Source organism: Aquabacterium sp. TM01, assembly GCF_057808345.1.
In genome coordinates this window covers 2,940,476-2,967,424 of record NZ_AP046529.1, presented here as the reverse complement: position 1 = coordinate 2,967,424, position 26,949 = coordinate 2,940,476, and the positions used below count along the sequence as shown (strand labels likewise).

Sequence of the window (26,949 nt, the reverse complement as noted above, 5' to 3'; positions counted from 1 at the left end):
GGGCCGCAGGGGCGGGTGGCACGGGCTAAAATCGATTCTCTTCAGAGAACCCACCAGCCCGGAGCCCCTCCATGCCTCAGTATCGTTCCCGTACCTCCACCGCCGGCCGCAACATGGCCGGTGCCCGTGCCCTGTGGCGTGCCACCGGCATGAAGGACGGTGACTTCGAGAAGCCGATCATCGCCATCGCGAACAGCTTCACCCAGTTCGTGCCCGGCCACGTGCACCTGAAGGACCTGGGCCAGCTGGTCGCCCGCGAGATCGAAGCCGCCGGGGGTGTGGCCAAAGAGTTCAACACCATCGCGGTCGACGATGGCATCGCCATGGGCCACGGCGGCATGCTGTACTCGCTGCCTTCGCGCGATCTGATCGCCGACAGCGTCGAGTACATGGTCAATGCCCACACCGCCGACGCGCTGGTGTGCATCTCCAACTGCGACAAGATCACCCCGGGCATGCTGATGGCGGCGCTGCGCCTGAACATCCCCGTGATTTTCGTCTCCGGCGGTCCGATGGAAGCCGGCAAGGTCAAGCTCGAAGGCAAGGTCATTTCGCTCGACTTGGTGGACGCCATGGTCAAGGCCGCTGACAAGAGCTGTTCTGACGAGGAAGTGGCCGCCGTCGAGCGTTCCGCCTGCCCCACCTGCGGCTCCTGCTCCGGCATGTTCACCGCCAACTCGATGAACTGCCTGACCGAAGCCCTGGGCCTGTCCCTGCCGGGCAACGGCACCACGCTGGCCACCCACGCCGACCGCGAACAGCTGTTCCGCAAGGCCGGCCGCACCATCGTCGAGCTGGCCAAGCGCTACTACGAGCAAGACGACGAAACGGCCCTGCCGCGCAACATCGCCACCTTCCAGGCGTTTGAAAATGCCGTGGCACTCGACGTCGCCATGGGCGGCTCCACCAACACCGTGCTGCACCTGTTGGCGGCTGCGCGCGAAGCCGGCGTCAACTTCACGATGGCCGACATCGACCGCATGTCGCGCAAGGTGCCTTGCCTGAGCAAGGTCGCCCCGGCTGTGCCCGACGTTCACATCGAAGACGTGCACCGTGCCGGCGGCATCATGGCCATCCTGGGTGAACTTGCCCGTGGTGGCCTGCTGCACACCGACTTGCCCACCGTGCACAGCGCCACCATGGCCGACGCCATCGCCCAGTGGGACATCAAGGTCACGAACGACGAGGCCGTGCACCAGTTCTACAAGGCCGCTCCCGGCGGCGTGCCCACCCAGGTGGCCTTCTCGCAAGACAGCCGTTGGAAGAAGCTCGACCTTGACCGTGAACACGGCGTGATCCGCGCCAAGGAACACGCCTTCACGCAAGACGGCGGCCTGGCCGTGCTCTACGGCAACATCGCCGAGAAGGGCTGCATTGTCAAGACCGCCGGTGTGGACGAGTCCATCTGGAAGTTCACTGGCACCGCCCGCGTGTACGAAAGCCAGGAAGATGCCGTCGAAGGCATCCTGGGCGAACAGGTGCAGGCCGGTGACGTGGTCATCATCCGCTACGAAGGCCCCAAGGGCGGCCCCGGCATGCAGGAAATGCTCTACCCAACGTCCTACCTGAAGAGCCGTGGCCTGGGCAAGGAATGCGCGCTGCTGACCGACGGTCGCTTCTCGGGCGGTACCTCGGGTCTGTCCATCGGCCACGCTTCGCCGGAAGCGGCGCAAGGCGGGGCCATTGGCCTGGTCGAAGATGGCGACACCATCGAGATCGACATCCCCAACCGTCGCATCCACCTGGCCATCAGCGATGCGGCCATGGCAGCCCGCCGTGCGACCATGGAAGCCAAGGGCGCGGCCGCCTGGAAGCCCGCCAACCGCGAGCGCGTGGTTTCGGCCGCGCTGCAGGCCTATGCCTTGATGACCACCTCGGCCGACACCGGCGCGGTGCGCGACATCACCCAGCTTCAGCGCTGAGCGTCGGAGGGGCTGCTGTTCAGCCGTTTCAGCTGGGCAGCGGCCATCGCGCCGTACATCGGCGGGCTGATCAGCCGCGCCACGCCACTGGCAACCACACTGCAGGCCATGAGACTGAGCACCAGTCCATGGCCTTCAATCATTTCCATCACGATGATGAAGGCCGTGATCGGCGCCTGCGTCACCGCGGCCAGAAAGCCGGCCATGCCCAAGGCGATCAACGCGGGCGTGTTCAGGTGGCCCGTCAACTGGGCGATCTCATTGCCGATGCCCGCACCCAGCGCGAGGGCCGGGGCAAACACCCCGCCGGGCACACCGCTCCAGGCCGACAGCCAGGTGGCGATGAACCGCAGCGGCACGTAAAACCCATTGGTCGGGTCCTGGCCTTCGAGCAGGGCACGGGTGGCGTCGTAGCCGCTGCCCGATGAGGCACCCTGGCTGACCACACCGATGATGGCCACGGCCAGCCCACAGCCGGCCGCAAAACGCACCGGGTAGCGCTGGCGCCACTGACTGAAGCGATCGGTGCCACCCCGAGCGGCTTGCACGAGCAGGCGCGCAAACAGACCGCCCAGCAGGCCGGTGGCCACCGCAATCAGCAGTCCTGGCCACAAGGCCGACCACCCGAAGTCCCCCACCGAAATCTGGCCAAAGTAGCTGACGTTGCCGAACACCGACATGCCGATCAGGCCGGCCAGCACGATGGCGGCGATCAGCAGCCCGCTGGAGCGGTGCTCAGGCCGGCGCGACAATTCTTCGATGGCGAACATGACCCCACCCAGCGGTGTGTTGAACGCTGCGGCGATGCCCGCCGCGCCGCCGGCCACGATCAGGCCGTGGTCGTTGATGCTGCTGCGTTGCGGCAGCCAGTGACGGGCGGCGTGCATGATCCCGGCGCCCACCTGCACCGAGGGGCCCTCGCGACCCGTGGCCAGCCCGGCGAGCAGGCCCCCGACCGTGAGCACGATCTTGGCGGCCGCCAGCTTGAGCGAAATGAAGAGATGGCGCTGCTCGGGGGGCGTATGCACATCCAGCGCGGCCAGCACCTGGGGAATGCCCGAGCCCGCCGCACCGGCAAAATAGCGGTTGGTACACCACACCAGGGCGGCGGTCAACGCCGGCGTCCACGCCAAAGCCAGCCAGGGCGAGTATGCTGACAGGGCAAAAAATGCCGCCAGGGCATGCTCGCTCAACCAGGTGAGCAACACCACACTCAGGCCCGCCAGCGTGGCAAAGCTCAACACCACCGCGCGCGCGGCCCAAGGGCGCCAGTCGGTCAGCGCTTTGGCGTGTTCGACAGTCTCGTCAGGTGGGGTGTCGGGCAGCGTCATGTTTTCAGTCACAACAGGTTTTCATGTCCAGACTCAGTCTTCCGTCAGCTTCCGAGTCCGATGCGGTCGCGCTCACGCCCCAGGCCGCTACGGTGTTGCGGCAGTTTCGCGTGGTGTTCAACGCCATCAAGTCGCACTTTCAGCGTGTCGAGTCCCAGTCGGGTCTGGGCGGGGCGCAGTTGTGGGCCTTGAGCATTGTGTCTCGCCACGCCGGGACCGAGGTCGGGGCGTTGGCGCACGCGATGGACATCCATCAGTCCACCGCCAGCAACCTGGTGCGTGCGCTGGTGAAAAAGGGCCTGATCCGCAGTGTCCGCGACGACGAGGACCGTCGGGTGGTGCATCTGCACGCCACACCCGAGGGCGAGGCCCTGTTGGGCAACGCCCAGGGGCCTTTTGCGGGCTTGCTGCCCGATGCCTTGCAGCGCCTGGACCTGGAGACGCTCACGCGCTTGCATGTCGACCTGGGGCATCTGATCGCCCAACTGGGCGTGGAAGAGGTGGGCGTGGCGGCGCAAACGCCCCTGGCTGAGTTGTGAAAGCATTTGTCACAATATAATGACGAGGTAACGAAGGCGCGAACACGCGTCGTTGCAACACCAGTGATATGGAGTGTCTTGAAGGGCCTGCCTCACCGCAGGCCCTTTTTTTTGCTTCATCATCTTGAAGCTTGTATATTTGCACAAATGTAATTGCAGCAGCAAGGCGTGTCGATATCGAAGAAGGAGAAACACATGATCAAAGTGGGATTGATTGGCTACGGCAAGGCGGGACAGGCGGTCGCGGAGGTCCTGAGAGAGGATCCCCGCTTCGAGCTGGTCTGGATTGCCAAGCGCAACCCGGTGCCCGAAGGGCAGCCGCAGCCCCTGGGTCTGCCGGTCTTGGCCATGTCGCAAGGCCACTTTGGCGAGTGGCTGGATGCCCACCCGGTCGATGCGCTGGTCGATTTTTCGACCGCCGAGTCGATCCACCTGTACGGCGAAGAGGTGCGCAAGCGCCACCTCACGCTGGTCAGCGCCATCTCGGCTTACAGTGACGACGACCTTGCCTATGCCCGCACGCTGGGCGAGCAGGCCCGCGTGCTGTGTTCGCCCAACATCACCCTGGGCATCAACTTCCTGATCCTGTCGGCGCGGATGCTGCGCGGCATCGCACCGTTTGCCGACGTCGAGATCCTGGAGCAGCACTTCCGCGAGAAGCCCGAGATGTCGGGCACCGCGCGCAAGATCGCCAAAACCCTGGACCTGGACAACGACCGCATCACCTCGTTGCGCCTGGGGGGCATCGTCGGGCTCCATGAGGTCATTTTCGGGTTTCCCCACCAGACGGTGCGCATCACCCACGAATCCATCCGCCGCGAGGCGTTCGGTACCGGCGCGGCCTTTGCGTTGGGCGAACTCAGCAAACGCCCCTACGGCTTTTACACCTTCGATGACCTGTTGATGCGCATGATCCGTGAGCAACTGACCCAGCCCGAGGCCGATCCGCAGGCGTGAGGCCATGAACGGGCGCCGACTTGCGCTATTGTTCGCCCCATGCTGATTCACCCTCAATTCGATCCGATCGCCATTGCCCTGGGGCCGCTCAAGGTGCACTGGTATGGCCTGACCTACCTGGCGGCCTTCACCCTGTTCTACCTGCTCGCGAATGCCCGGGCCAAGCAGCCGTTCTTCGCGCAGCGCGGCTGGGACCGCCAGATGGTCGAGGACGTGCTGTTCTTCGGCGTGATGGGGGTCGTGCTGGGGGGGCGTCTGGGCTATGTGCTGTTCTACAAGCCCGGGTATTACTTCAGTCACCCGTCTGAAATCCTGGCAGTCTGGCAGGGCGGCATGGCCTTCCACGGGGGCCTGCTGGGTGTGATCACGGCCATGGCCATCTATGCCAAGCGTCGGGGGCGCAGCTTTTTCGAGGTGGCCGATCTGGTGGCGCCCTGCGTGCCGATCGGGCTGGCTGCCGGCCGACTGGGCAACTTCATGAACGGTGAGCTGTGGGGCCGTGCGGCCGATCCCAGCTTGCCTTGGGCCATGGTCTTTCCGCAGTCGGGCACCGACATCGCGCGCCACCCATCGCAGCTGTATCAATTTGGGCTGGAGGGCTTGTTGCTGTTCGCGCTGCTGTGGCTGTATGCGCGCCGTTCGCGGCCTTTGGGGGCTGTGTCGGGGGCTTTCCTCATGGGCTATGGCGTGTTCCGCTTCATCGCCGAATACTTCCGTGAGCCCGACAGTTTCCTGGGCCTGCTGACCTTCAACATGAGCATGGGCCAGTGGTTGTGCGTGCCGATGATCCTGCTGGGGGCGCTGTTCTGGGGCATGGCACAAAAAAACGCCTTCCGGTCCGAGGACCGAAAGGCGTAAAGAGGTCGATGGCATCTTCGCGGACCACGGACCCCCGCTGAGGAAGACCACCTGGCTCTGGCGAATCAGGTGATCAAGCGGGGTCATGCAAACCGCATGCCAGGTTGATGTCAACCGGTGCTCAGGCCGCCTGACGGTCTGCCACGCCGTGCCGGGTGTACAGAAAGTCCAGCACGGCCTTGCGACAGGCGATGTAGGTCGGGTCTTCGGCCAGCGCCACGCGGTTGCGAGGCCGGGCCAGTGGCACCGGCAGAATCTCGCCAATGGTGGCGGCCGGGCCATTGCTCATCATCACGATGCGGTCTGACAGCAGCACCGCCTCGTCCACATCGTGCGTCACCATCACCACGGTGCAATGCGCCTTGGCCACGATCTTGAGCAGCTCGTCTTGCAGGTGGGCGCGGGTGAGGGCGTCCAGGGCGCCAAACGGCTCGTCCATCAGCAGCACCTTGGGCTCCATGGCCAGGGCGCGGGCAATGCCCACACGCTGTTTCATGCCCCCCGAGATCTCGTGGGGCCGCTTGTGCGTGGCATGGCTCATGCCCACCAGCGCCAGGGCGTCGGCCACGCGCTGCTTGAGTTGCTCCTTGTTCTCCTTGCCGCCGAACACACGTTCCACCGCCAGGTAGACGTTGTCGTGACAACTCAGCCAGGGCAGCAGCGAGTGGTTCTGGAACACCACCGCCCGCTCCGGGCCGGGGCCCGCAATCTCGCGGCCATCACAGATCAGGCCGCCCTGCGTCGGCGTCAGCAGCCCGGCGATCAGGTTGAGCAGGGTGGACTTGCCGCAGCCCGAGTGCCCGATCAGGGTGATGAACTCCCCCTGGGCAATGCCCAGATTGATGTCGCTCAGGGCATGAAAGCGCCCCTTTTTTGTGTGGAACACCATTTCGGCGCGATGAATGTCGATGAATTGGGTCATGACGTGCTCCTGTCAGGTGTGCGGGTCATTCAAAGCTGAAGCGCTTGGCGATGGCCACCAGCCCCTGCTCCAGCAGCAGGCCGACGATGCCGATCACGAAAATGGCGATCAGGATGTGCTGGACATTGAGGTTGTTCCACTCGTCCCACACCCAAAAGCCGATGCCCACGCCGCCCGTCAGCATCTCGGCGGCCACGATCACCAGCCACGCGGTGCCCACCGACAGGCGCACGCCCGTCAGCATGTAAGGCAGCACCGAAGGCAGCAGGATCTTGGTGGTGATCTTCCACTCGCTCAGGTTCAGCACCTTGGCCACGTTCAGGTAGTCCTCGGGCACTCGCTGCACACCCACAGCGGTATTGATGATCATGGGCCAGATCGAGCAGATGAAGATCGTCCAGATCGCAGCCGGATCGGCCGACTTGAACACCAGCAGGCCAATCGGCAGCCAGGCCAGTGGCGAGACCGGACGCAGCAGGCTGATGATCGGGTTGAGCATGCTGCTGGCGATCTGCGAGCGGCCAATCAGGAAACCCAAGGGGATGCCGACCAGGGCCGCCAGTCCGAACCCGACGGCCACGCGCTCCAGCGAGAACAGGATGTTCCAGCCGATGCCCTGATCGTTGGGGCCGTTGCTGTAGAACGGGTCGGCGAACAGCACCACGGCGGACTGCCAGGTGGCCAGCGGCGTGGGGAAGGTGCTGCTGCCCTGTGTGAGCAAGGCCCAGATCCCGATCAACAGGGCGATGCCCGCCAGAGGGGACACGGTGCGCAAGGCCCACCCCGCCCAGTCCACGGGGGGCTTGGCCGGCACTGAATAGGAAGCCGGCGCCGCCTTCTGTGCGGGCGCAGGCGCGATCTGCGCGGGGGAGGGCGACGTCACCGGCAAGGCTTCATCGACCTCCGAGGGGCTGTGAAAGACGGCACTGACCATGATGGGCTCCTTTCAGTCTCAGGCTTTGATGGCGAAGCTGTCGGCGTACTTGGCCGGGTCCTTGCCCGTCCAGACCACGCCGTCGATCAACTTGCTGGTGCGCATCGGGTCCTTGGGCACCGCAATGCCCAGGCCGCTGGCGGCCTGCTTGTACAGCTCGATCTGGTTGATCTGCTTGGCCACGCCCAGGTAGTCGGGGTGTGCCTTGAGCAACCCCCAGCGCTTGTGCTGCGTCAGGAACCACATGCCATCCGACAGGTAAGGGAAGTTCACCTTGCCGTCGTTGAAGAACTTCATGTGGTTGGGGTCGTCCCAGGTCTTGCCCATGCCGTTCTGGTAGCGGCCCAGGATGCGCTGGTTGATCGCATCCACCCCAGTGTTCACATAGGACTTGGCAGCGATCGTCTCGGCCATCTTGAGCTTGTTTTGCAGGCCGGCGTCGATCCAGCGGCCCGCTTCCAGCACCGCCATCATCACGGCGCGGGCGGTGTTCGGGTACTGTTTGACGAACTCGCCCGTGCAGCCCAGCACCTTCTCCGGGTGGTCCTGCCAGATGTCCTGTGTCGTGTTGGCCGTCACCCCGATGCCATCCATGATGGCGCGGTGGTTCCAGGGTTCGCCCACGCAGAAGCCGTCCATGTTGCCCACACGCATGTTGGCCACCATCTGCGGCGGCGGCACCGTGATCAGCTTGGCGCCCGACAGCGGGTTGATGCCCGCCGCCGCCAGCCAGTAGTGCATCCACATCGCGTGCGTGCCCGTCGGGAAGGTGCCCGCAAAGGTGTACTCACGCTTCTCACGCGCCATCAATTTGGCCAGCGACGGCCCATCGACCGCGCCCTTCGAGGCCAGCGCCTTCGACAGCGTGATGGCCTGCCCGTTGTTGTTCAGGCCCATCAGCACCGCCATGTCTTTCTTGGGGCCGCCAATGCCCAGGTGCACGCCGTACACCAGGCCATACAGCACATGGGCCATGTGCAGATCGCCGTTGACCAGCTTGTCACGCACGCCGGCCCACGAGGCCTCTTTGGTCGGGATGATCTTGACGCCGTACTTCTTGTCGAAGCCCAGCACCGAGGCCATCACCACCGAGGCGCAATCGGTCAGCGGAATGAAACCGATCTTCACCTCGCTCAGCTCGGGCTTGTCCGAGCCTGCGGCCCAGACAGCGGACTGGAGTCCGGGCACAGCGCCGACTGCGCCTGCGGCGGCAGCGCTCTTCAAGATGGTGCGGCGCGTCATTTTCAGATCCTGGGTGTTCATGGTGCAAGACTTTCCCTTTGGACAAACAAAAAAGGTGCCAACCGCCACGCAAGCGCATCACAGGGATGGGCTCACATGTCAGAAGACACCTTTGTCGGATGCTCGGGGCCCGTCACGGGGCCGCCAAGGCTGCAAAATCGCCGTTGACTTTGCTTGCTTGGGTATATGCAAACGCTGTGCCAGGTTTTTGGGGGCCGTATTGCCCCGTGTTTGCCCCATGTTTGCCCGGCGTGCGCCATGTTCGCCTTGTGCTGGTGCCGTCACACGCCAAGCTGGGGCAGGGCGGCTCAGCCCAGCAGGTCGGCGGCATCAATCAGGCGTTGCGCCACCTCGACCAGCTTCAGTCCCTTGTCCATCGCCGCCTTGCGCAGGCGCGCATGGGCTTGAGGCTCGGTCAGGCCCTGGCGGCTCATCAGCAGGCCTTTGGCGCGGTCCAGCACCTTGCGGTCGGACAACTCCGAGCGGGCATCGGCCAGTTCTCGGCGAAGCGACTCCTCCATCTCGAAGCGTGCCATCGCCACATCGAGCACCGGTTTGATGCGCTCGGCGGGCGTGCCCGCCGCCACATACGCCGACACGCCTGCCGCCACCGCCTTGCGCAGATAGGCCGTGTCCTCGTCGCCCGAAAACATCACGATCGGGCGGCGCTCGTCGCGCGTGGCCATCACCACATGCTCCAGGATGTCGCGCCCCTGCGATTCCGCGTCCACCACGATCAGGTCGGGCTGGATCTGACCGATGCGCTCCGGCAGGAAGGCATCGCCTGGCAGGGTTGCCACCACGTTGTAGCCCGCCTCCAGCAGCGCAATGCGCAGCACCCGGGCGCGCTCGACCTCGGCCTGCTCTGCGTCATCGGGCTCGACGGACAGAGGCAGCGGCAAAACGATCACGACACGCAGGTGGGGCACTTCGGTAGGCATGCGCGACACGCATGCAACAACTGCGCCCGAAAGCCCGGGTTCTGGGTCGCTGCATGGCGAGAACAGGTGGGGGCCTCTACACTGACGGGATGTCGTCCCCGTCCGCCACCCTGAGCGCGCCCGCGCCCTCTGTCTTGCCGCGCCCCTGTCTGATCCTGGGGGTCGAGTCCTCCTGCGACGAAACCGGCCTCGCCCTCGTCTCCCTGCCTGCCGAAGGCGAGCCCCGTCTTCTCGCGCACGCCCTGCACAGCCAGATCGACATGCACCAGGCCTACGGTGGCGTGGTGCCCGAGCTGGCTTCGCGTGACCACATCCGCCGCGTGGTGCCGCTTGCGCGCCAGGTGCTGGCCGAATCCGGCCAAACGCTGGCTGACATCGACGTGGTCGCCTACACCCGTGGCCCCGGCTTGGCTGGGGCTCTGCTGGTGGGGGCCGGCATGGCCTGCGCCCTGGGCACCGCCTTGAACAAGCCGCTGCTGGGCGTGCACCACCTCGAAGGCCACCTGCTGTCACCCTTCTTGTCGGTCGACCCGCCCGAGTTCCCCTTTGTCGCCTTGCTCGTGTCCGGCGGCCACACCCAGTTGATGCGCGTCGACGGCGTGGGACGCTACGAGATGCTGGGTGAAACCGTCGATGACGCCGCCGGCGAGGCCTTCGACAAGTCGGCCAAGCTGATGGGCTTGCCCTATCCCGGCGGTCCCCACCTCTCGGGCCTGGCCGAATCGGGCGACCCGACCTCGTTCGAGCTGCCTCGTCCGATGCTGCACAGCGGCAACCTTGATTTCTCGTTCGCGGGCCTGAAAACCGCCGTCCGCACCCATCTGGTGCGTCTGGGCTGGCTCGACCGTCCCGACCTGCTGGCCACTCCCGAGGCGCAGCCCGTCTTGGCCAACCTGGCCGCCTCCACCCAGGCCGCCATCGTGGAGGTGCTGGTCAAGAAGGTGCTGCTGGCGCTGAAGTCCACCGGCCTCAAGCGTGTGGTCGTGGCCGGCGGCGTGGGTGCCAACCGCCTGCTGCGGGCGCAACTGGACCAGGCCTGTGCCCGCCGCCAGATCCGCGTCCACTACCCCGAGATGCATCTGTGCACCGACAACGGCGCCATGATCGCCCTGGCGGCCGCCATGCGCATCCAGAGCGGGCAGGCCCGCCTCAGTGCCGAGCCCACCTTCGACGTCAAACCGCGCTGGGATTTGTCCAGCATCTGACTTCTTGCTATACTTGCAGGCTTGCCGTCATTCTGAATGGTGGCATGTATCGCACGACCTGGGTCGGTTTCACCCGGAGTCGCAAGTCTTAACGCAGAAACCCAGGGCACAGGCCGTCAGGCCATGATCCCCAGGCCTGCATCTGTTTTCAAGGAAACACCATGTCCGTCGCAGACATCAACACCGCTGCCATCGTCAAAGACAACGCCCGTGCCGCCAATGACACCGGCTCTCCTGAAGTGCAAGTGGCCCTGCTGACCGCTCGCATCGTCGAACTGACCCCCCACTTCAAGGCCAACAAGAAGGACCACCACGGTCGTCGCGGCCTGCTGCGCATGGTCAGCCGTCGCCGCAAGCTGCTGGACTACCTGAAGTCCAAGGATGCCGCCCGTTACGTGGCCCTGATCCAGAAGCTGGGCCTGCGCAAGTAAGCACCGCATGACGACAAAAAGCCTGTCTGGATCCCTCCAGCACAGGCTTTTTGTTTTTTAACGCCAGCCACTCGACTCCTGCGAACGCTGTGTCATTCCAGCGAGGCTGAGGCCTCAACCTCGCTGGAATGGCATCGCGATTGAGTGACGGCACCCCCGCCGGGCGGCATGTGTCGCCCGCACAACCAAACCGGAGAACTCATCCATGACCATGTTCAACAAAGTCACCAAGACCTTCCAATGGGGCAAGCACACCGTCACGATGGAGACGGGTGAAATCGCGCGTCAAGCCACCGGCGCCGTGCTGGTCGACATCGAAGGCACCGTGGTGCTGGCCACCGTCGTGTGCGCCAAGGTCGCCAAGGCTGGCCAGGACTTCTTCCCCCTGACCGTCGACTACATCGAGAAGACCTACGCCGCCGGCAAGATCCCTGGCAGCTTCTTCAAGCGCGAAGCCAAGCCTTCCGAGCTGGAAACGCTGACCTCGCGTCTGATCGACCGTCCCATCCGCCCCCTGTTCCCCGAAGGCTTCTTCAACGAAGTTCAGCTGGTCATCCACGTGGTGTCGCTGAACCCTGAAGTCTCGGCCGACATCGCCGCCATGATCGCCTCCAGCGCTGCGCTGTCGATCTCGGGCATCCCGTTCAACGGCCCCATCGGCGCCGCTCGCGTGGGTTACATCAACGGCGAATACGTGCTGAACCCCAGCATCGCCGAGTTGACCAACTCCAAGATGGACCTGATCGTGGCCGGCACCGAAACCGCTGTGCTGATGGTCGAGTCCGAAGCCGACCAGCTGTCGGAAGACGTCATGCTGGGTGGTGTCGTGTTCGGTCACGAGCAAGGCAACATCGCCATCAACGCCATCCATGACCTGGTTCGCGACGCTGGCAAGCCTTCCTGGGACTGGCTGCCGCCCGCCAAGGACGAGGGCTTCATCGCCAAGGTCAACGCCCTGGCCGAAGAGAAGCTGCGCGCCGCTTACCAGATCCGCTCCAAGCAAGCCCGTACGCACGCCTGCCGTGCCGCCTACGCTGAAGTCAAGACGGCCCTGAGCGAAGAAGGCATCGCCTTTGACGGCGTCAAGGTCGAAGGCCTGCTGTTCGACATCGAAGCCAAGATCGTGCGTGACCAGATCCTGGCCGGCGAGCCCCGCATCGACGGCCGCGACACCCGCACCGTGCGCCCCATCGAGATCCGCACCGGCGTGCTGCCGCGCGTTCACGGTTCGGCCCTGTTCACCCGTGGCGAAACCCAGGCTCTGGTCGTCGCCACGCTGGGCACCGAACAAGACGCCCAGCGCATTGACGCCTTGACCGGCGACTTCCGCGACTCCTTCCTGTTCCACTACAACATGCCTCCGTTCGCCACCGGCGAAACCGGTCGCGTGGGCACCCCCAAGCGTCGCGAAATCGGCCACGGCCGTCTGGCCAAGCGCGCCCTGGTGCCGTTGCTGCCCCCGAAGGACGAGTTCGCTTACACCGTGCGCGTCGTCTCGGAAATCACCGAGTCCAACGGCTCCTCGTCGATGGCTTCGGTCTGCGGTGGCTGCCTCGCCATGATGGACGCAGGCGTCCCGATGAAGGCCCACGTGGCCGGCATCGCCATGGGCCTGATCAAGGAAGGCAACAAGTTCGCCGTCCTGACCGACATCCTGGGTGACGAAGATCACCTCGGCGACATGGACTTCAAGGTCGCCGGCACCACCGGTGGCATCACCGCCCTGCAGATGGACATCAAGATCCAGGGCATCACCAAGGAGATCATGCAGGTGGCACTGGCTCAGGCCAAGGAAGCCCGTCTGCACATCCTGGGCAAGATGACCGAAGCCATGGCCGGCGCCAACACCGAAGTCTCGGAGTTCGCACCTCGCCTGTACACCCTCAAGATCAACCCGGAGAAGATCCGTGACGTGATCGGTAAGGGCGGCGCCACCATCCGCGGTCTGTGCGAAGAAACCGGCTGCCAGATCAACATCGGCGAAGATGGTGTCATCACCATCGCCTCGACCGACGCTGAAAAGGCCGACTTCGCCATCAAGCGCATCAACGAGATCACGGCCGAAGTCGAAATCGGCAAGACCTACGAAGGCGCTGTCACCAAGCTGTTTGACTTCGGTGCCCTGGTCAACCTGATGCCTGGCAAGGACGGCTTGCTGCACATCAGCCAGATCGCCCACGAGCGCGTCGAGAACGTCTCCGACTACCTGACCGAAGGCCAGATCGTCAAGGTCAAGGTTCTGGAAACCGACGAAAAGGGCCGCGTCAAGCTGTCCATGAAGGCTCTGCTGGAGCGTCCGGAAGGCATGCCTGAGCGCGAAGAGCGTGGCGACCGCGGTGACCGTGGCTCGCGTGGCGACCGTGGTCCCCGTGGTGATCGCGGCGACCGTGGTGACCGCGCCCCCCGTGGCGATCGCGGTGACCGTGGCGACCGTGCTCCCCGCGCCGAGCAGCAGCCGTCCGAGCAGGGCGAGGGCGGTCAGGAACAGCAACAACAGCAGCAATGAGCGTCATGAAGAAACTGGTCGTTGGCAACTGGAAGATGCACGGTAGCCGTGCCTTCAATGCAGAGCTGATTCAGGGTCTTCTGGTGGCCGACCTGGCCGCCACGGCGCCCCATGCGGATGTGGCTGTGTGCCCGCCCTTCGTGTTCCTGGCGGATGTGGCCGATGCCCTGCAGGGCAGCGCCATTGCCGTCGGCACACAAGACATCTCGGCGCAAACCCAAGGTGCGTACACGGGTGAAGTCGCGGGTCCCATGATCCGTGAGTTCGGTGCCACGTACGCCATCGTGGGTCACTCCGAGCGTCGCAGCTGCCACGCTGAAAGCGACCAACTGGTCGCCGACAAGGCCAAGGCGGCCCTGTCGCACGGTTTGGTGCCCATCGTGTGTGTCGGCGAAACGCTGGCCGAGCGTGAGGCCGATCAGACCGAGGCGGTGGTGGGTCGGCAACTGCAGGCAGTCATCGACACCCTCGGTGATGACATCGCTCGCGTGGTCGTGGCCTATGAGCCCGTTTGGGCCATCGGCACCGGCAAGACCGCATCGCCCGCTCAGGCTCAAGCCGTGCACGCCTGCCTGCGTGCGCAACTGGCGAAGGCCACTTCCAAGGCGGCGGACATCCCGCTGCTGTACGGTGGCAGCGTCAAGCCCGACAACGCGGTCGAGCTGTTCTCGCAGCCCGACATCAACGGGGGCCTCATCGGCGGTGCAGCCCTCAAGGCGGCCGACTTTGCGGCCATCGCTCGCGCAGCCTGACCCGGCTACGCGACAAGACTGATTCAGGAGTTTCTTTCATGCAACATACGTTGATGACTGTGGTGCTGTTGTTGCAGGTGATCTCGGCCCTGGCCATGATCGGCCTGGTGCTGGTGCAGCACGGCAAGGGTGCCGACATGGGGGCCTCGTTCGGCACCGGTGCTTCGGGCAGCCTGTTCGGTGCCACGGGCAGTGCCAACTTCCTCTCCCGCTCAACGGCCGTGGCGGCCACGATCTTCTTCGTGGCCACCCTGGCGCTGGCTTACTTTGGCAACCTGCGCGGCGCAGCCTCGCAAGGCGCCAGCATTCTGGAGCAGTCTGCCTCGGCTCCGGTGGCGGCTTCGGCGCCAGCGGTTCCGGCTTCGGGTGCCGCACTGATCCCATCGAAATGATGAATCTGATGTCCTGTAGTGGGGCATCGGTTCATTGGGTCGATTTTTCAGTTTAGAATATGAGTCTTCGGTGAGCCAGCCTCATGCAAGCCGAAGCAAACAACGAGCGAATCCAAAAGATTCAATCGCCGACGTGGTGAAATTGGTAGACACGCTATCTTGAGGGGGTAGTGGCGAAAGCTGTGCGAGTTCGAGTCTCGCCGTCGGCACCATAAGATTTCTAAACGAGTCTTTGCACCCACCATGATCAGCATCGGTAGTTTCTTCCACGCTGATCAAATGGCTGTGATGCTTGCCTCCAGGGGCATGTGTCAGTGGTGTGAAATGCTCCGGTGGGCGCGCTTTGGTTGATGTCACATCAGGTTCATCCTGATGGTCATAAGGCCTGGCGCGCTTTTCTTTTGTCCGTGTGGTTCAATCACACAATTTGTTCCATCTGAGGCCCCACATCATGATGAACATTGAGCAGTACCTGCCGGTCATCCTTTTCATTCTGGTTGGCGTTGGCGTCGGTGTCGCCCCCCAATTGCTGGGCTTCTTGCTCGGTCCTCGTCGTCCTGACGAGGCGAAGAACTCCCCCTACGAATGCGGCTTCGAGGCTTTCGAAGACGCTCGGATGAAGTTCGATGTGCGCTACTACCTGGTCGCCATCCTCTTCATCCTGTTCGACCTGGAAATCGCGTTCTTGTTCCCTTGGGCTGTGGCGCTCAAGGAAGTGGGCATGACAGGCTTTCTGACCGTCATGCTCTTCCTGAGCATCCTGGTCGTGGGCTTCGTCTACGAATGGAAGAAGGGTGCGCTCGACTGGGAGTGATCCCGGTTTGCACATCCCCCACAGGAATCTGAAGAGGTAATACACATGGGTATCGAAGGCGTCTTCAAAGAGGGCTTCATCACCACGTCGGCCGACACGCTGATCAACTGGTCCAAGACCGGTTCGCTGTGGCCGATGACGTTTGGTCTGGCCTGTTGCGCGGTCGAGATGATGCACGCCGGTGCGGCGCGCTACGACATCGACCGCTTTGGCATGTTGTTCCGTCCCAGTCCCCGTCAGTCCGACCTGATGATCGTGGCCGGCACGCTGTGCAACAAGATGGCGCCGGCCCTGCGCAAGGTGTACGACCAGATGGCCGAACCCCGTTGGGTTTTGTCCATGGGCTCGTGCGCCAACGGTGGCGGCTACTACCACTACAGCTACTCGGTGGTGCGCGGTTGCGACCGCATCGTGCCGGTGGACGTGTATGTGCCCGGTTGCCCCCCGACGGCTGAAGCGCTGCTCTACGGCATCCTGCAACTGCAGGCCAAGATCCGCCGCGAAAACACCATTGCCCGCTGATCAGGAGCCATTGCATGAGCCAGAAACTCGCCACCCTGCAAGCTGCCCTGGAACGCATCCTGGGTGACAAGATCAAGCGCCTGGACAACATCAAGGGTGAACTGACCCTGACCGTGTCCGCCGCTGACTACCACGCCATCTGCCAGACCCTGCGCGACCACGCCGAACTGAAGTTCGAGCAGCTGATGGACCTGTGCGGCATGGATTACTCGGCCTACAAAGACGGCGGCCCTAGCATCTATGCCGATGGGCCGCGTTTTTGCGCCGTCACCCATCTGCTGTCTGTCAGCAAGAACTGGCGCTTGCGCCTGAAGGCGTTTGCCCCCGAAGACGACTTCCCGGTGCTGGCCTCTATCACCGACCTGTGGAGCAGCGCCAACTGGTTCGAGCGTGAAGCCTTTGACCTCTACGGCATCATCTTCGACGGTCACAACGACCTGCGTCGCATCCTGACGGACTACGGCTTCATCGGCCATCCTTTCCGCAAGGACTTCCCGACGACCGGCTACGTGGAGATGACCTACGACGAAGTGCAAAAGCGCGTGGTCTACCAGCCCGTCACCATCGAGCCGCGCGAGATCACCCCGCGCATCATCCGCGAAGACAACTACGGTGGTCTCCACTGATGCACAAGGCCTGAGTCATGTCAGAAATCAAGAACTACACCCTGAACTTCGGTCCGCAGCACCCGGCCGCGCACGGCGTGCTGCGTCTGATCCTCGAGTTGGACGGCGAAGTCATCCAGCGTGCTGACCCGCACATTGGTCTGCTGCACCGTGCCACCGAGAAGCTGGCCGAATCCAAGACCTTCATCCAGTCGCTGCCCTACATGGACCGCCTGGATTACGTCTCGATGATGTGCAACGAGCACGCCTACTGCCTGGCCATCGAAAAGATGATGGGCATCGAGGTACCGGTGCGTGCGCAGTACATCCGCGTGATGTTTGCCGAGATCACCCGCGTTCTGAACCACCTCTTGTGGCTGGGCGCCCACGGTTTCGACTGTGGCGCCATGAACATCCTGATCTACTGCTTCCGCGAGCGCGAAGACCTCTTCGACATGTACGAAGCGGTGTCGGGTGCGCGCATGCACGCGGCCTACTTCCGTCCGGGTGGCGTGTACCGCGACCTGCCGGACACGATGCCGCAGTACAAGGTCAGCAAGATCAAGAACGCCAAGACGATCGCTCGCATGAACGAGAACCGTCAGGGCTCCTTGCTGGACTTCATCGACGACTTCACGCAGCGTTTCCCCAAGTTGGTCGACGAGTACGAGACCTTGTTGACGGACAACCGCATCTGGAAGCAGCGTACCGTGGGCATCGGCGTCGTGACGCCTGAGCGCGCGATGCAGATGGGTCTGACGGGTGCCATGCTGCGCGGCTCTGGCGTGGTGTGGGACCTGCGCAAGCACCAGCCCTACGACGTCTACGACAAGGTCGACTTCGACATCCCTGTTGGCACCAATGGCGACTGCTATGACCGCTATGTGGTCCGCGTCGAAGAGCTGCGTCAGTCCAACCGCATCATCAAGCAGTGCGTGGACTGGCTGCGTGCCAATCCCGGTCCGGTCATCACCGACAACCACAAGGTGGCACCGCCCTCGCGCGTCGAGATGAAGACCTCGATGGAACAGCTGATTCACCACTTCAAGCTGTTCACCGAAGGCTTCCACGTGCCCGAAGGCGAGGCCTACGCCGCCGTCGAACACCCCAAGGGTGAGTTCGGCATCTACCTGGCTTCCGACGGTGCCAACAAGCCCTACCGTCTGAAGATCCGCGCCCCCGGCTTCCCGCACCTGGCCGCCCTCGACGAAATGTCGCGTGGCCACATGCTGGCCGACGCCGTGGCCATCATCGGCACGATGGACATCGTGTTCGGTGAAATCGACCGCTAAGTGACCGAGCAAATCATGCTGAGCGAACAAACCAAAGCGCGCTTCGACCGCGAAATCGCCAAGTACCCGGCTGACCAGCGTCAGTCGGCGGTCATGGCCTGTCTGTCCATCATCCAGCAGGAACAAGGCTGGGTCTCGCCTGAGGCCGAGCAGGCCATCGCCGATCACATCGGCATGCCTGCCATTGCCGTGCACGAGGTGACCACGTTCTACAACATGTACAACCAAAAGCCCGTGGGCAAGTACAAGTTGAACGTGTGCACCAACCTGCCTTGTCAGTTGCGCGACGGCCAAAAGGCCCTGCAATACCTGTGCGACAAGCTGGGTGTGGAAGACGGCGGCACCACGGCCGACGGCCTGTTCACCGTGTCGCACTGCGAGTGCCTGGGCGCGTGCGCCGATGCACCCGTGGCCTTGGTGAACGACCGCCAGATGGTCAGCTACATGAGCAACGACAAGCTCGACGAGTTGGTCGACGCGCTCAAGGCGCAGGCCAAGTGAGGGTGAGACAAGATGCTTGACCTTTCCAAATTCCAGGCGACCGGCAAGGAAACCGTTTTCCACGGCCGCCACATCGAACCCCAGATCTACGCGGGCATTGACGGCAGCAACTGGGGCCTGAAGGACTACGAGTCGCGCGGCGGTTACGCGGCGTTGCGCAAGATCCTGGGCAAGGACGGCGGCGAAGGGATGACCCAGGATCAGGTCATTGCCGAAGTCAAGGCTTCGTCGCTGCGTGGTCGTGGCGGTGCCGGCTTCCCCACGGGTCTGAAGTGGAGCTTCATGCCCCGCACCTTCCCGGGCCAGAAGTACCTCGTCTGCAACTCCGACGAAGGCGAACCCGGTACGGCCAAGGACCGCGAGATCCTGCGCTTCAACCCGCACACCGTCATCGAAGGCATGATCATCGCGGCCTATGCGATGGGCATCACCGTGGGCTACAACTACATCCACGGCGAAATCTTCGAAGCCTACGAGCGCTTTGAAGCCGCCCTGGAAGAGGCCCGTGCCGCCGGTTACCTGGGCAACAACATCATGGGCAGCGACTTCAGCTTCCAGCTGCATGCGCACCATGGTTTCGGCGCCTACATCTGCGGCGAAGAAACCGCGCTGCTGGAATCGCTGGAAGGCAAGAAGGGGCAGCCCCGCTTCAAGCCGCCTTTCCCGGCCAGCTTCGGTCTGTACGGCAAGCCGACCACCATCAACAACACCGAAACCTTTGCGGCCGTTCCCTGGATCATCCGCAACGGTGGCGAGGCCTTCCTGGCGGTGGGCAAGCCCAACGCCGGCGGCACCAAGCTGTTCACCATCAGCGGTGACGTCGAGTTGCCTGGTAACTATGAAATCCCGCTGGGCACACCGTTCTCGAAGCTGCTGGAGCTCGCCGGTGGCGTGCGCGGTGGCAAGAAGCTCAAGGCCGTGATCCCCGGCGGCTCGTCGTCGCCCGTGATCCCGGGTCACATCATGATGGACGTGACGATGGACTACGACGCCATCGCCAAGGCCGGCTCCATGCTCGGTTCGGGCGCCGTCATCGTGATGGACGAAACCCGCTGCATGGTCAAGGCCCTGCAACGCCTGTCCTACTTCTACATGCACGAGTCCTGCGGCCAGTGCACCCCTTGCCGCGAAGGCACGGGCTGGCTGTGGCGCATGGTCGATCGCATCGAAACCGGCCGTGGTCGTCCGGAAGACATCGACTTGCTGGACAACGTGGCCGAGAACATCCAGGGTCGCACGATTTGCGCCCTGGGCGACGCCGCTGCCATGCCGGTGCGCGCCTTCATCAAGCACTACCGCGATGAATTCGTGCACCACATCGAACACAAGACCTGTACGGTCCCTGCCTACCTCTGATCGGCGCGACACCCATGGTTGAAATCGAAATCGACGGACAGAAAGTCCAGTGCCAGGAAGGCAGCATGGTCATGCATGCAGCCGAGCAATCTGGCACCTACATTCCGCACTTCTGCTATCACAAGAAGCTCTCGATCGCGGCGAACTGCCGCATGTGCTTGGTGGACGTTGAAAAAGCGCCCAAGCCCATGCCCGCTTGCGCCACGCCCGTGACGCAAGGCATGATCGTCCGCACCAAGAGCGAGAAGGCCATCAAGGCGCAGCAGAGCGTGATGGAGTTCCTGCTCATCAACCACCCGCTCGATTGCCCGATCTGCGACCAGGGCGGTGAGTGCCAGTTGCAAGACCTGGCCGTGGGTTACGGTGGCAGCGCCTCTCGCTACAACGAAGAAAAGCGTGTGGTCTTCCACAAGGAAGTCGGCCCGCTGATCTCGATGCAAGAGATGAGCCGCTGCATCCAGTGCACCCGCTGCGTGCGTTTCGGCCAGGAAGTGGCCGGCGTCATGGAGCTGGGCATGGTCAACCGTGGCGAGCACTCTGAAATCGAAACCTTCGTCGGTCAGACGGTGGACTCGGAGCTGTCGGGCAACATGATCGACCTGTGCCCGGTCGGTGCCCTGACCAGCAAGCCCTTCCGCTACAGCGCCCGCACCTGGGAGCTGTCGCGTCGCAAGAGCGTGAGCCCGCACGATTCCACCGGTGCCAACCTGATCGTTCAGGTCAAGAACGGCCAGGTGCTGCGTGTCGTGCCGCTCGAGAACGAAGACGTCAACGAATGCTGGATCGCCGACCGCGATCGTTTCAGCTACGAAGCCCTCAACAGCGACCAGCGCATCACCAAGCCCATGCTCAAGCAGGGTGGTGAGTGGCGTGAAGTGGACTGGACGACCGCGCTGGAATACGTGGCCCAAGGCCTGAAGTGCATCAGCAAGGAACAAGGCGCGAACACCATCGGCGCGCTGGCCACCGAGCACAGCACCGTCGAAGAGCTGTACCTGCTGGCGCAGCTGATGCGCGGTCTGGGTTCCGACAACGTCGACACCCGCCTGCGTCAGGCTGACTTTGCCACCGGCGTTGGTGCCCGCTGGCTGGGCCTGCCGATTGCCGAGCTGGCCACGCTGGACCGCGCTCTGGTGATCGGCTCCTTCCTGCGCAAGGATCACCCGCTGTTTGCCGCGCGTCTGCGTCAGGCCACCAAGCGCGGCGCCAAGATCTCCGCCATCGGCGGCGTGAACGACGACTGGCTGCTGCCGATCGCCAACCGCGTGACCGTGGCACCGAGCGCCTGGGTGCAAGCCCTGGCCGACGTGGCTGCCGCTGTGGCCGCCGAGAAGGGCGTGAGCGCCCCGGTCGCTGGCAACGCCACCGATGCCGCCAAGGCGATCGCTGCTTCGCTGCTGTCCGGCCAACGTGCTGCCGTGCTGCTGGGCAACGCCGCCGTGCAACACCCGCAAGCCTCGTCGCTGCAGGCCCTGGGTCAGTGGATCGCCGAGCAGACCGGCGCCAAGCTGGGCTTCTTCGGTGAGTCGGCCAACTCGGTCGGCGCGCAACTGGTGGGCGCCCAGCCGCAACAAGGCGGCCTCAACGCTGGCCAGATGCTGGCAGGCAAGGGTCTCAAGGGCATGCTGCTGTTGGGTGTCGAGCCCGAGTTCGATGCCGCCAACCCCGCTGCCGCCATCGCCGCAGTGCAGGGCGCCGAAATGGTCGTGTCGCTGTCGTCGTTCAAGACTTCGGCGATGGACTACGCCGACTGCATCTTGCCGATTGCCGCCTTTGCCGAAACGTCGGGCACCTTCGTGAACGCCGAAGGTCGCGTGCAGAGCTTCCACGGTTCGGTCAAGCCGCAAGGCGATGCCCGTCCGGCCTGGAAGGTGCTGCGCGTGCTGGGCACGATGCTGGGTGTGCCTGGTTTCGGTTTCGAAACCTCGGAAGAAGTCAAAGCCGCCGCCCTGGGCGATCTGGCTGCGCTGCCCGCCAAGCTGAACAACGCCACCACGGCATCCGTCCAACTGGGGGCTTCGACCGGTGGTCTGGAGCGTCTGGCCGATGTGCCCATCTACAGTGCAGACGCCCTGGTGCGCCGCGCCCCGGCGCTGCAGGCCACGGCCGATGCCAAGGGCCCGGTAGCCAGCCTGCCGCAAGCCCTGTGGGCTGAGTTGGGCCTGTCGCAAGGTGCGCAAGTCAAGGTGACGCAAGACGGCGCCTCGGCGGTGCTGCCTGCGGTCCTGGATGCCAGCCTGCCCGCCAACGTCGTGCGTGTGCCGGCTGCCACCGTGGCCACCGCCACCCTGGGTGCTTCCTTCGGCGCCATCCGCGTCGAAAAAGCCTGAAGGGTAGGGGAGACAACAGATGATTGATACCCTGTACAACGCTGGTGCCGCCAACCTGGGCGCTGCCTGGCCCGTGGTCTGGTCGCTGATCAAGATCGTGGCGCTGGTGCTGCCGCTGCTCGGTTGCGTGGCTTATCTGACCCTGTGGGAGCGCAAGGCGATTGCCTGGACGCAGATTCGTCCGGGCCCCAACCGCACCGGCCCACGTGGCCTGCTGCAGCCCATCGCTGACGCGGTCAAGCTGATCTTCAAGGAGATCATCGTCCCGACGGCGGCCAACAAGAGCCTGTTCTTCCTGGGTCCGATCATGACCATCATGCCGGCTCTTGCCGCATGGGCCGTGATCCCTTTTGGCCCGGAAGTCGCGCTGGCCAACGTCAACGCCGGCCTGCTGTTCCTGATGGCCATCACCTCGCTCGAAGTCTATGGCGTGATCATCGCCGGCTGGGCTTCGAACTCGAAGTACGCCTTCCTGGGTGCGCTGCGCGCCTCGGCCCAGATGGTGTCCTACGAAATCGCGATGGGTTTCTGCTTCGTGATCGTGCTGATGACGGCCGGCTCGCTGAACATGTCCGACATCGTGCTGAGCCAGGACAAGGGCCAGTTCGCCGAGATGGGCCTGAGCTTCCTGTCGTGGAACTGGCTGCCGCTGCTGCCGGTCATGGTCGTGTACTTCATCTCTGGCCTGGCCGAAACCAACCGCCACCCGTTCGACGTGGTGGAAGGTGAGTCGGAAATCGTGGCCGGTCACATGATCGAGTACTCGGGCATGTCGTTCGCCATGTTCTTCCTGGCCGAATACGCCAACATGATCCTGGTCTCGACGCTGTGCGCGATCCTGTTCTTCGGCGGCTGGCTGGCACCGGTGGAGTTCCTGAACTTCATCCCGGGCTGGATCTGGCTGGGCATCAAGACCTTCATCATCGTGACGATGTTCCTGTGGGTGCGTGCTTCGTTCCCCCGCTTCCGCTACGACCAGATCATGCGTCTGGGCTGGAAGATCTTCATCCCCATCACGCTGATCTGGCTGGTGATCGTCGGCGGCTGGATGATGTCGCCCTGGAACATCTGGAAATAAGGGGCCATCGAAATGTCTGCTACGTCCCTCAAAGAGTTCGTGACCAGCTTTTTCCTGCTGGACATGTTGAAAGGCCTGGCGCTGACCGGTCGTCACTTCCTGAAGCCGACCATCACGGTGCAGTTTCCGGAAGAAAAGACCCCGCTGTCGCCCCGCTTCCGTGGCCTGCACGCCCTGCGCCGTTACGACAACGGCGAAGAGCGCTGCATCGCCTGCAAGCTGTGTGAAGCGGTCTGCCCGGCCATGGCCATCACCATCGAGTCCGATGTGCGTGATGACGGCTCGCGCCGCACCACCCGCTACGACATCGACCTGACCAAGTGCATCTTCTGCGGCTTCTGCGAAGAGAGCTGCCCGGTGGATTCGATCGTGGAAACCCACATCTTCGAATACCACGGCGAAAAGCGCGGCGATCTGTACTTCACCAAGGACATGCTCCTGGCGGTGGGTGATCGTTACGAAAAGGAAATTGCAGCCAACAAGGAGGCGGACGCGAAATACCGCTGACCCGTTATGGACACCTTAGCCCTACTTTTCTATACCTTCGCCTTCGTGCTGGTCTACGCGGGCTTCCGCGTGATCACCGCCAAGAGCCCGGTGACCGCCGTCCTGCATCTGGTGTTGGCGTTCGCCAGTGCCTCGTGCGTGTGGATGCTGCTGCAAGCCGAGTTCCTCGCCATCTCCCTCGTGCTCGTGTACGTGGGGGCGGTGATGGTGCTCTTCCTGTTCGTGGTGATGATGCTCGACATCAACTCCGACTCCGTGCGTCAAGGCTTCTGGAAGCACTTTCCAGCCGCCGGGCTCATCGGTGTCGTGATCGCGCTGGAAATGTCCTTCGTGCTGACCCGCGGTTTCGACCTGCCGGTTGCCAAGAACATGCCGCCCGAGGTGGCAGCGTTGCCCAATGCCAAGGCCTTGGGCATTGACCTGTACACCAACTATCTGTTCCCGGTGCAGGTCGCTGCCGTCATCTTGCTGGTGGGCATCATTGCTGCCATCGCCTTGACGCTGCGCAAGCGCAAGGACGCTCACTTCCAGAAGCCGGCCGAACAGGTCCGCGTCAAGAAGGCCGACCGCCTGCGCGTGCACAAGGTGGCGGCCGTGGTGGAGGCCCCTGCGGCCGAAGCCGATGCCAACAAACAGGCTGGAGGCCAAGCATGACGTCGATCACCCTGGGGCACTATCTGTCGCTCGGCGCGATCCTGTTCACGATGTCGATCATCGGCATCTTCATGAACCGCAAGAACCTGATCGTGCTGCTGATGGCCATTGAGCTGATGCTGCTGGCCGTGAACCTGAACTTCGTGGCGTTCTCCCACTACCTGGGGGACATGGCCGGTCAGGTCTTCGTCTTCTTCATCCTCACGGTGGCGGCCGCCGAGTCGGCCATCGGTCTGGCCATTCTGGTGCTGGTCTTCCGTAATCGCCTGGCGATCAACGTGAGTGATCTGGACACCCTCAAGGGCTGATCGGGAGAGATACCAACCATGTCTGAACTTTCTCTCAATTCGCTGCTGGCGGTGCCCCTGGCGCCGCTGGTCGGCTCGATCGCTGCCGGCTTGTTCGGCAAGACGATTGGCCGCCGTGGCTCGCACCTGCTCACCATCCTGGGTGTGCTGATCTCCTTCATCATCTCGGCGATGACGCTCAAGGCCGTCGCCGTCGATGGGGCCAGCTTCAATGGCACCGTCTACGAGTGGATGACGCTGGGCACGCTCAAGATGGAAGTCGGCTTCCTGGTCGACGGCCTGACCGCGATGATGATGTGCGTGGTGACCTTCGTGTCGCTGATGGTGCACATCTACACCATCGGCTACATGGAAGAGGACGACGGCTACCAACGCTTCTTCAGCTACATCTCGCTGTTCACGTTCTCGATGTTGATGCTCGTCATGAGCAACAACCTGCTGCAGCTGTTCTTCGGGTGGGAAGCGGTGGGCCTGGTGTCCTATCTGCTGATCGGCTTCTGGTACAAGAAGCCCACAGCCATCTTCGCCAACATGAAGGCCTTCCTGGTCAACCGTGTTGGTGACTTCGGCTTCATCCTGGGCATTGGCCTGCTGCTGGCCTACACCGGCACGCTCAACTACACCGAGCTGTTCGCCAAAGGCAGCGAGCTGAGCCTGCTCACGCTGCCCAAGACCGACTGGGCGCTGATCACCGTGATCTGCGTCTGTCTGTTCATCGGTGCGATGGGCAAGTCGGCGCAGTTCCCGCTGCACGTGTGGCTGCCTGACTCGATGGAAGGCCCGACCCCGATCTCCGCACTGATCCACGCCGCCACCATGGTGACGGCGGGCATCTTCATGGTGTCGCGCATGTCGCCGCTGTTCGAGCTGTCGGACGCCGCACTGAACTTCATCGTGGTCATCGGTTCGATCACTGCGCTGTTCATGGGCTTCCTGGGCATCATTCAGAACGACATCAAGCGTGTGGTGGCTTACTCCACGCTGTCGCAGCTCGGTTACATGACCGTGGCCCTGGGCGTGTCCGCCTACAGCGTCGGCATGTTTCACGTGATGACGCACGCCTTCTTCAAGGCCCTGCTGTTCCTCGGCGCCGGTTCCGTGATCATCGGCATGCACCACGACCAGGACATACGCAACATGGGTGGCCTGTGGAAGCGCATGCCCATCACCTGGATCACCTTCCTGCTGGCCAACCTGGCCCTGATCGGCACGCCGTTCTTCTCGGGTTACTTCTCGAAGGACTCGATCATCATGGCGGTGGAAGCCAGCAACCTGCCGGCCGCTGGGTTCGCGCAGTTCGCGGTGCTGGCGGGCGTGTTCGTCACGGCGTTCTACAGCTTCCGCGTGTACTTCCTGGTCTTCCACGGCAAGGAAAACTTCCACCATAAGCCTTTCCCGGGTGAGCACGATCACCACGACGACGACCACGGTCATGGCCACGCCCATGAGCCGCACGAGTCGCCTTGGGTGGTCACGGCACCGCTGGTGTTGCTGGCGATCCCGTCGGTGGTCATCGGCTTCCTGACGGTCGGCCCGCTGCTGTTCGGTGACTTCCTCAAGTCGGCCATCTTCGTGGACGCTGCCAAGCATCCGGCCATGGCCGAGCTGGCCCACCACTTCCACGGTGCGACCGCGATGGCCCTGCACGGCTTCCAGGCTGCGCCGTTCTGGCTGGCTCTGGGCGGTGTGATCACGGCTTACGTGTTCTACATGGTGGCTCCGCAGATCCCTGCGACCCTGGCCAAGGTGCTGCGTCCGCTGATCGTGATCGGCGAGAACAAGTACTACCTGGACTGGTTCAACGAGAAGGTTCTCGCCGCCGGCGCACGACTGCTGGGTCGTATCTTCTGGAAGGTGGGCGACGTGGCCATCATCGACGGTTTGATCGTCAACGGCTCTGCCAAGGTGGTGGGCCTGATTGGTTCGCTGACACGTCTGTTCCAGACGGGTTACCTCTATCACTACGCGCTGGTCATGATCCTGGGGGTGCTCGCCCTCATGACCTGGTTCGTGTTCATGCAACACTGAGCGCGAGGACCGGTTCATGCAA

General features: G+C 63.4%; 26 protein-coding genes and 1 tRNA gene. 22 read left to right on the top strand and 5 right to left on the bottom strand.

Features of this window, described 5'->3' with window-relative positions:
- Positions 1-71 precede the first annotated feature (71 nt).
- Positions 72-1,922, top strand: a complete 1,851-nt coding sequence (ilvD, locus tag AC3WW4_RS13685) for a dihydroxy-acid dehydratase (RefSeq protein ID WP_488829022.1) — start codon at positions 72-74, stop codon at positions 1,920-1,922.
- Here the strand turns inward: ilvD and AC3WW4_RS13680 are convergent.
- Entirely contained in the window at positions 1,913-3,253 is a 1,341-nt protein-coding gene (locus AC3WW4_RS13680; protein WP_488829021.1) for a chloride channel protein, read from the bottom strand. The two genes, ilvD and AC3WW4_RS13680, sit on opposite strands and share 10 nt — an antisense overlap.
- A gap of 23 nt (positions 3,254-3,276) precedes the next feature.
- On the opposite strand from AC3WW4_RS13680, the gene AC3WW4_RS13675 reads away from it, so the two are divergent.
- The 3 genes from AC3WW4_RS13675 (at position 3,277) to lgt (ending at position 5,607) form a co-directional block, all read left to right on the top strand.
- The gene (locus tag AC3WW4_RS13675) at positions 3,277-3,792 is read left to right on the top strand and encodes a MarR family winged helix-turn-helix transcriptional regulator (RefSeq protein ID WP_488829020.1); all 516 of its coding nucleotides are present in this window, start codon (positions 3,277-3,279) and stop codon (positions 3,790-3,792) included.
- Between the two features lie 195 nt (positions 3,793-3,987).
- Complete coding sequence (locus AC3WW4_RS13670; protein ID WP_488829019.1) at positions 3,988-4,749, top strand: dihydrodipicolinate reductase C-terminal domain-containing protein; 762 nt, start codon at positions 3,988-3,990, stop codon at positions 4,747-4,749.
- A gap of 39 nt (positions 4,750-4,788) precedes the next feature.
- A complete protein-coding gene (gene lgt, locus AC3WW4_RS13665; RefSeq protein WP_488829018.1) occupies positions 4,789-5,607 on the top strand; it encodes a prolipoprotein diacylglyceryl transferase in 819 nt (272 codons plus the stop codon).
- 121 nt (positions 5,608-5,728) lie between these two features.
- Here lgt and AC3WW4_RS13660 read toward each other — a convergent pair whose 3' ends face one another.
- From AC3WW4_RS13660 to AC3WW4_RS13645, 4 genes are all read right to left on the bottom strand, one after another.
- A complete protein-coding gene (locus AC3WW4_RS13660) occupies positions 5,729-6,529 on the bottom strand; it encodes an ABC transporter ATP-binding protein (protein WP_488829017.1) in 801 nt (266 codons plus the stop codon).
- Positions 6,530-6,554: 25 nt separating this feature from the next.
- Positions 6,555-7,463 carry a nitrate ABC transporter permease gene (ntrB, locus tag AC3WW4_RS13655; RefSeq protein ID WP_488829016.1) on the bottom strand — a complete coding sequence of 303 codons (909 nt, stop codon included), beginning with the start codon at positions 7,461-7,463 and terminating at the stop codon, positions 6,555-6,557.
- 18 nt (positions 7,464-7,481) lie between these two features.
- Positions 7,482-8,705, bottom strand: coding sequence for a CmpA/NrtA family ABC transporter substrate-binding protein (locus AC3WW4_RS13650; RefSeq protein WP_488829015.1), 1,224 nt, complete (start codon positions 8,703-8,705; stop codon positions 7,482-7,484).
- A 308-nt stretch (positions 8,706-9,013) separates the two neighbouring features.
- Positions 9,014-9,646, bottom strand: coding sequence for an ANTAR domain-containing response regulator (locus AC3WW4_RS13645; protein ID WP_488829014.1), 633 nt, complete (start codon positions 9,644-9,646; stop codon positions 9,014-9,016).
- Between the two features lie 89 nt (positions 9,647-9,735).
- On the opposite strand from AC3WW4_RS13645, the gene tsaD reads away from it, so the two are divergent.
- From tsaD to nuoL, 18 genes are all read left to right on the top strand, one after another.
- Positions 9,736-10,851: a tRNA (adenosine(37)-N6)-threonylcarbamoyltransferase complex transferase subunit TsaD gene (gene tsaD, locus AC3WW4_RS13640; RefSeq protein WP_488829013.1), complete on the top strand. Its 1,116-nt coding sequence runs from the start codon at positions 9,736-9,738 to the stop codon at positions 10,849-10,851.
- Between the two features lie 161 nt (positions 10,852-11,012).
- Complete coding sequence (gene rpsO, locus AC3WW4_RS13635; RefSeq protein ID WP_300153809.1) at positions 11,013-11,282, top strand: 30S ribosomal protein S15; 270 nt, start codon at positions 11,013-11,015, stop codon at positions 11,280-11,282.
- Positions 11,283-11,487: 205 nt separating this feature from the next.
- On the top strand, positions 11,488-13,788 hold the full coding sequence (gene pnp, locus AC3WW4_RS13630; protein WP_488829012.1) for a polyribonucleotide nucleotidyltransferase: 2,301 nt from the start codon (positions 11,488-11,490) through the stop codon (positions 13,786-13,788).
- Positions 13,785-14,540 (top strand): triose-phosphate isomerase, encoded by a 756-nt coding sequence (gene tpiA / locus AC3WW4_RS13625; protein WP_488829011.1) that lies wholly within the window; start codon positions 13,785-13,787, stop codon positions 14,538-14,540. The genes pnp and tpiA overlap by 4 nt, the downstream gene beginning before the upstream one ends.
- A gap of 38 nt (positions 14,541-14,578) precedes the next feature.
- Positions 14,579-14,932, top strand: coding sequence for a preprotein translocase subunit SecG (gene secG, locus AC3WW4_RS13620; RefSeq protein ID WP_488829010.1), 354 nt, complete (start codon positions 14,579-14,581; stop codon positions 14,930-14,932).
- A 127-nt stretch (positions 14,933-15,059) separates the two neighbouring features.
- Positions 15,060-15,144, top strand: a tRNA-Leu gene (locus tag AC3WW4_RS13615).
- A gap of 242 nt (positions 15,145-15,386) precedes the next feature.
- Positions 15,387-15,746 (top strand): NADH-quinone oxidoreductase subunit A, encoded by a 360-nt coding sequence (locus tag AC3WW4_RS13610; protein ID WP_300154523.1) that lies wholly within the window; start codon positions 15,387-15,389, stop codon positions 15,744-15,746.
- Positions 15,747-15,791: 45 nt separating this feature from the next.
- Positions 15,792-16,268: a NuoB/complex I 20 kDa subunit family protein gene (locus tag AC3WW4_RS13605; protein ID WP_035035151.1), complete on the top strand. Its 477-nt coding sequence runs from the start codon at positions 15,792-15,794 to the stop codon at positions 16,266-16,268.
- A 14-nt stretch (positions 16,269-16,282) separates the two neighbouring features.
- Positions 16,283-16,894, top strand: coding sequence for an NADH-quinone oxidoreductase subunit C (locus AC3WW4_RS13600; RefSeq protein WP_488829009.1), 612 nt, complete (start codon positions 16,283-16,285; stop codon positions 16,892-16,894).
- Positions 16,895-16,911: 17 nt separating this feature from the next.
- The gene (locus tag AC3WW4_RS13595; RefSeq protein WP_488829008.1) at positions 16,912-18,165 is read left to right on the top strand and encodes an NADH-quinone oxidoreductase subunit D; all 1,254 of its coding nucleotides are present in this window, start codon (positions 16,912-16,914) and stop codon (positions 18,163-18,165) included.
- 15 nt (positions 18,166-18,180) lie between these two features.
- On the top strand, positions 18,181-18,666 hold the full coding sequence (gene nuoE / locus AC3WW4_RS13590) for an NADH-quinone oxidoreductase subunit NuoE (protein ID WP_300153798.1): 486 nt from the start codon (positions 18,181-18,183) through the stop codon (positions 18,664-18,666).
- Between the two features lie 12 nt (positions 18,667-18,678).
- Positions 18,679-20,022 carry an NADH-quinone oxidoreductase subunit NuoF gene (nuoF, locus tag AC3WW4_RS13585; RefSeq protein ID WP_300153796.1) on the top strand — a complete coding sequence of 448 codons (1,344 nt, stop codon included), beginning with the start codon at positions 18,679-18,681 and terminating at the stop codon, positions 20,020-20,022.
- Positions 20,023-20,036: 14 nt separating this feature from the next.
- A complete protein-coding gene (gene nuoG / locus AC3WW4_RS13580; RefSeq protein WP_428021145.1) occupies positions 20,037-22,352 on the top strand; it encodes an NADH-quinone oxidoreductase subunit NuoG in 2,316 nt (771 codons plus the stop codon).
- Between the two features lie 19 nt (positions 22,353-22,371).
- Entirely contained in the window at positions 22,372-23,430 is a 1,059-nt protein-coding gene (nuoH, locus tag AC3WW4_RS13575) for an NADH-quinone oxidoreductase subunit NuoH (RefSeq protein ID WP_300153793.1), read from the top strand.
- Positions 23,431-23,442: 12 nt separating this feature from the next.
- Entirely contained in the window at positions 23,443-23,937 is a 495-nt protein-coding gene (nuoI, locus tag AC3WW4_RS13570) for an NADH-quinone oxidoreductase subunit NuoI (protein ID WP_300153791.1), read from the top strand.
- A gap of 6 nt (positions 23,938-23,943) precedes the next feature.
- The gene (locus AC3WW4_RS13565) at positions 23,944-24,591 is read left to right on the top strand and encodes an NADH-quinone oxidoreductase subunit J (protein ID WP_300153789.1); all 648 of its coding nucleotides are present in this window, start codon (positions 23,944-23,946) and stop codon (positions 24,589-24,591) included.
- Positions 24,588-24,899, top strand: coding sequence for an NADH-quinone oxidoreductase subunit NuoK (gene nuoK / locus AC3WW4_RS13560; protein WP_300153787.1), 312 nt, complete (start codon positions 24,588-24,590; stop codon positions 24,897-24,899). The genes AC3WW4_RS13565 and nuoK overlap by 4 nt, the downstream gene beginning before the upstream one ends.
- 18 nt (positions 24,900-24,917) lie before the next feature.
- On the top strand, positions 24,918-26,927 hold the full coding sequence (nuoL, locus tag AC3WW4_RS13555; RefSeq protein ID WP_488829007.1) for an NADH-quinone oxidoreductase subunit L: 2,010 nt from the start codon (positions 24,918-24,920) through the stop codon (positions 26,925-26,927).
- Positions 26,928-26,949: the final 22 nt, after the last annotated feature.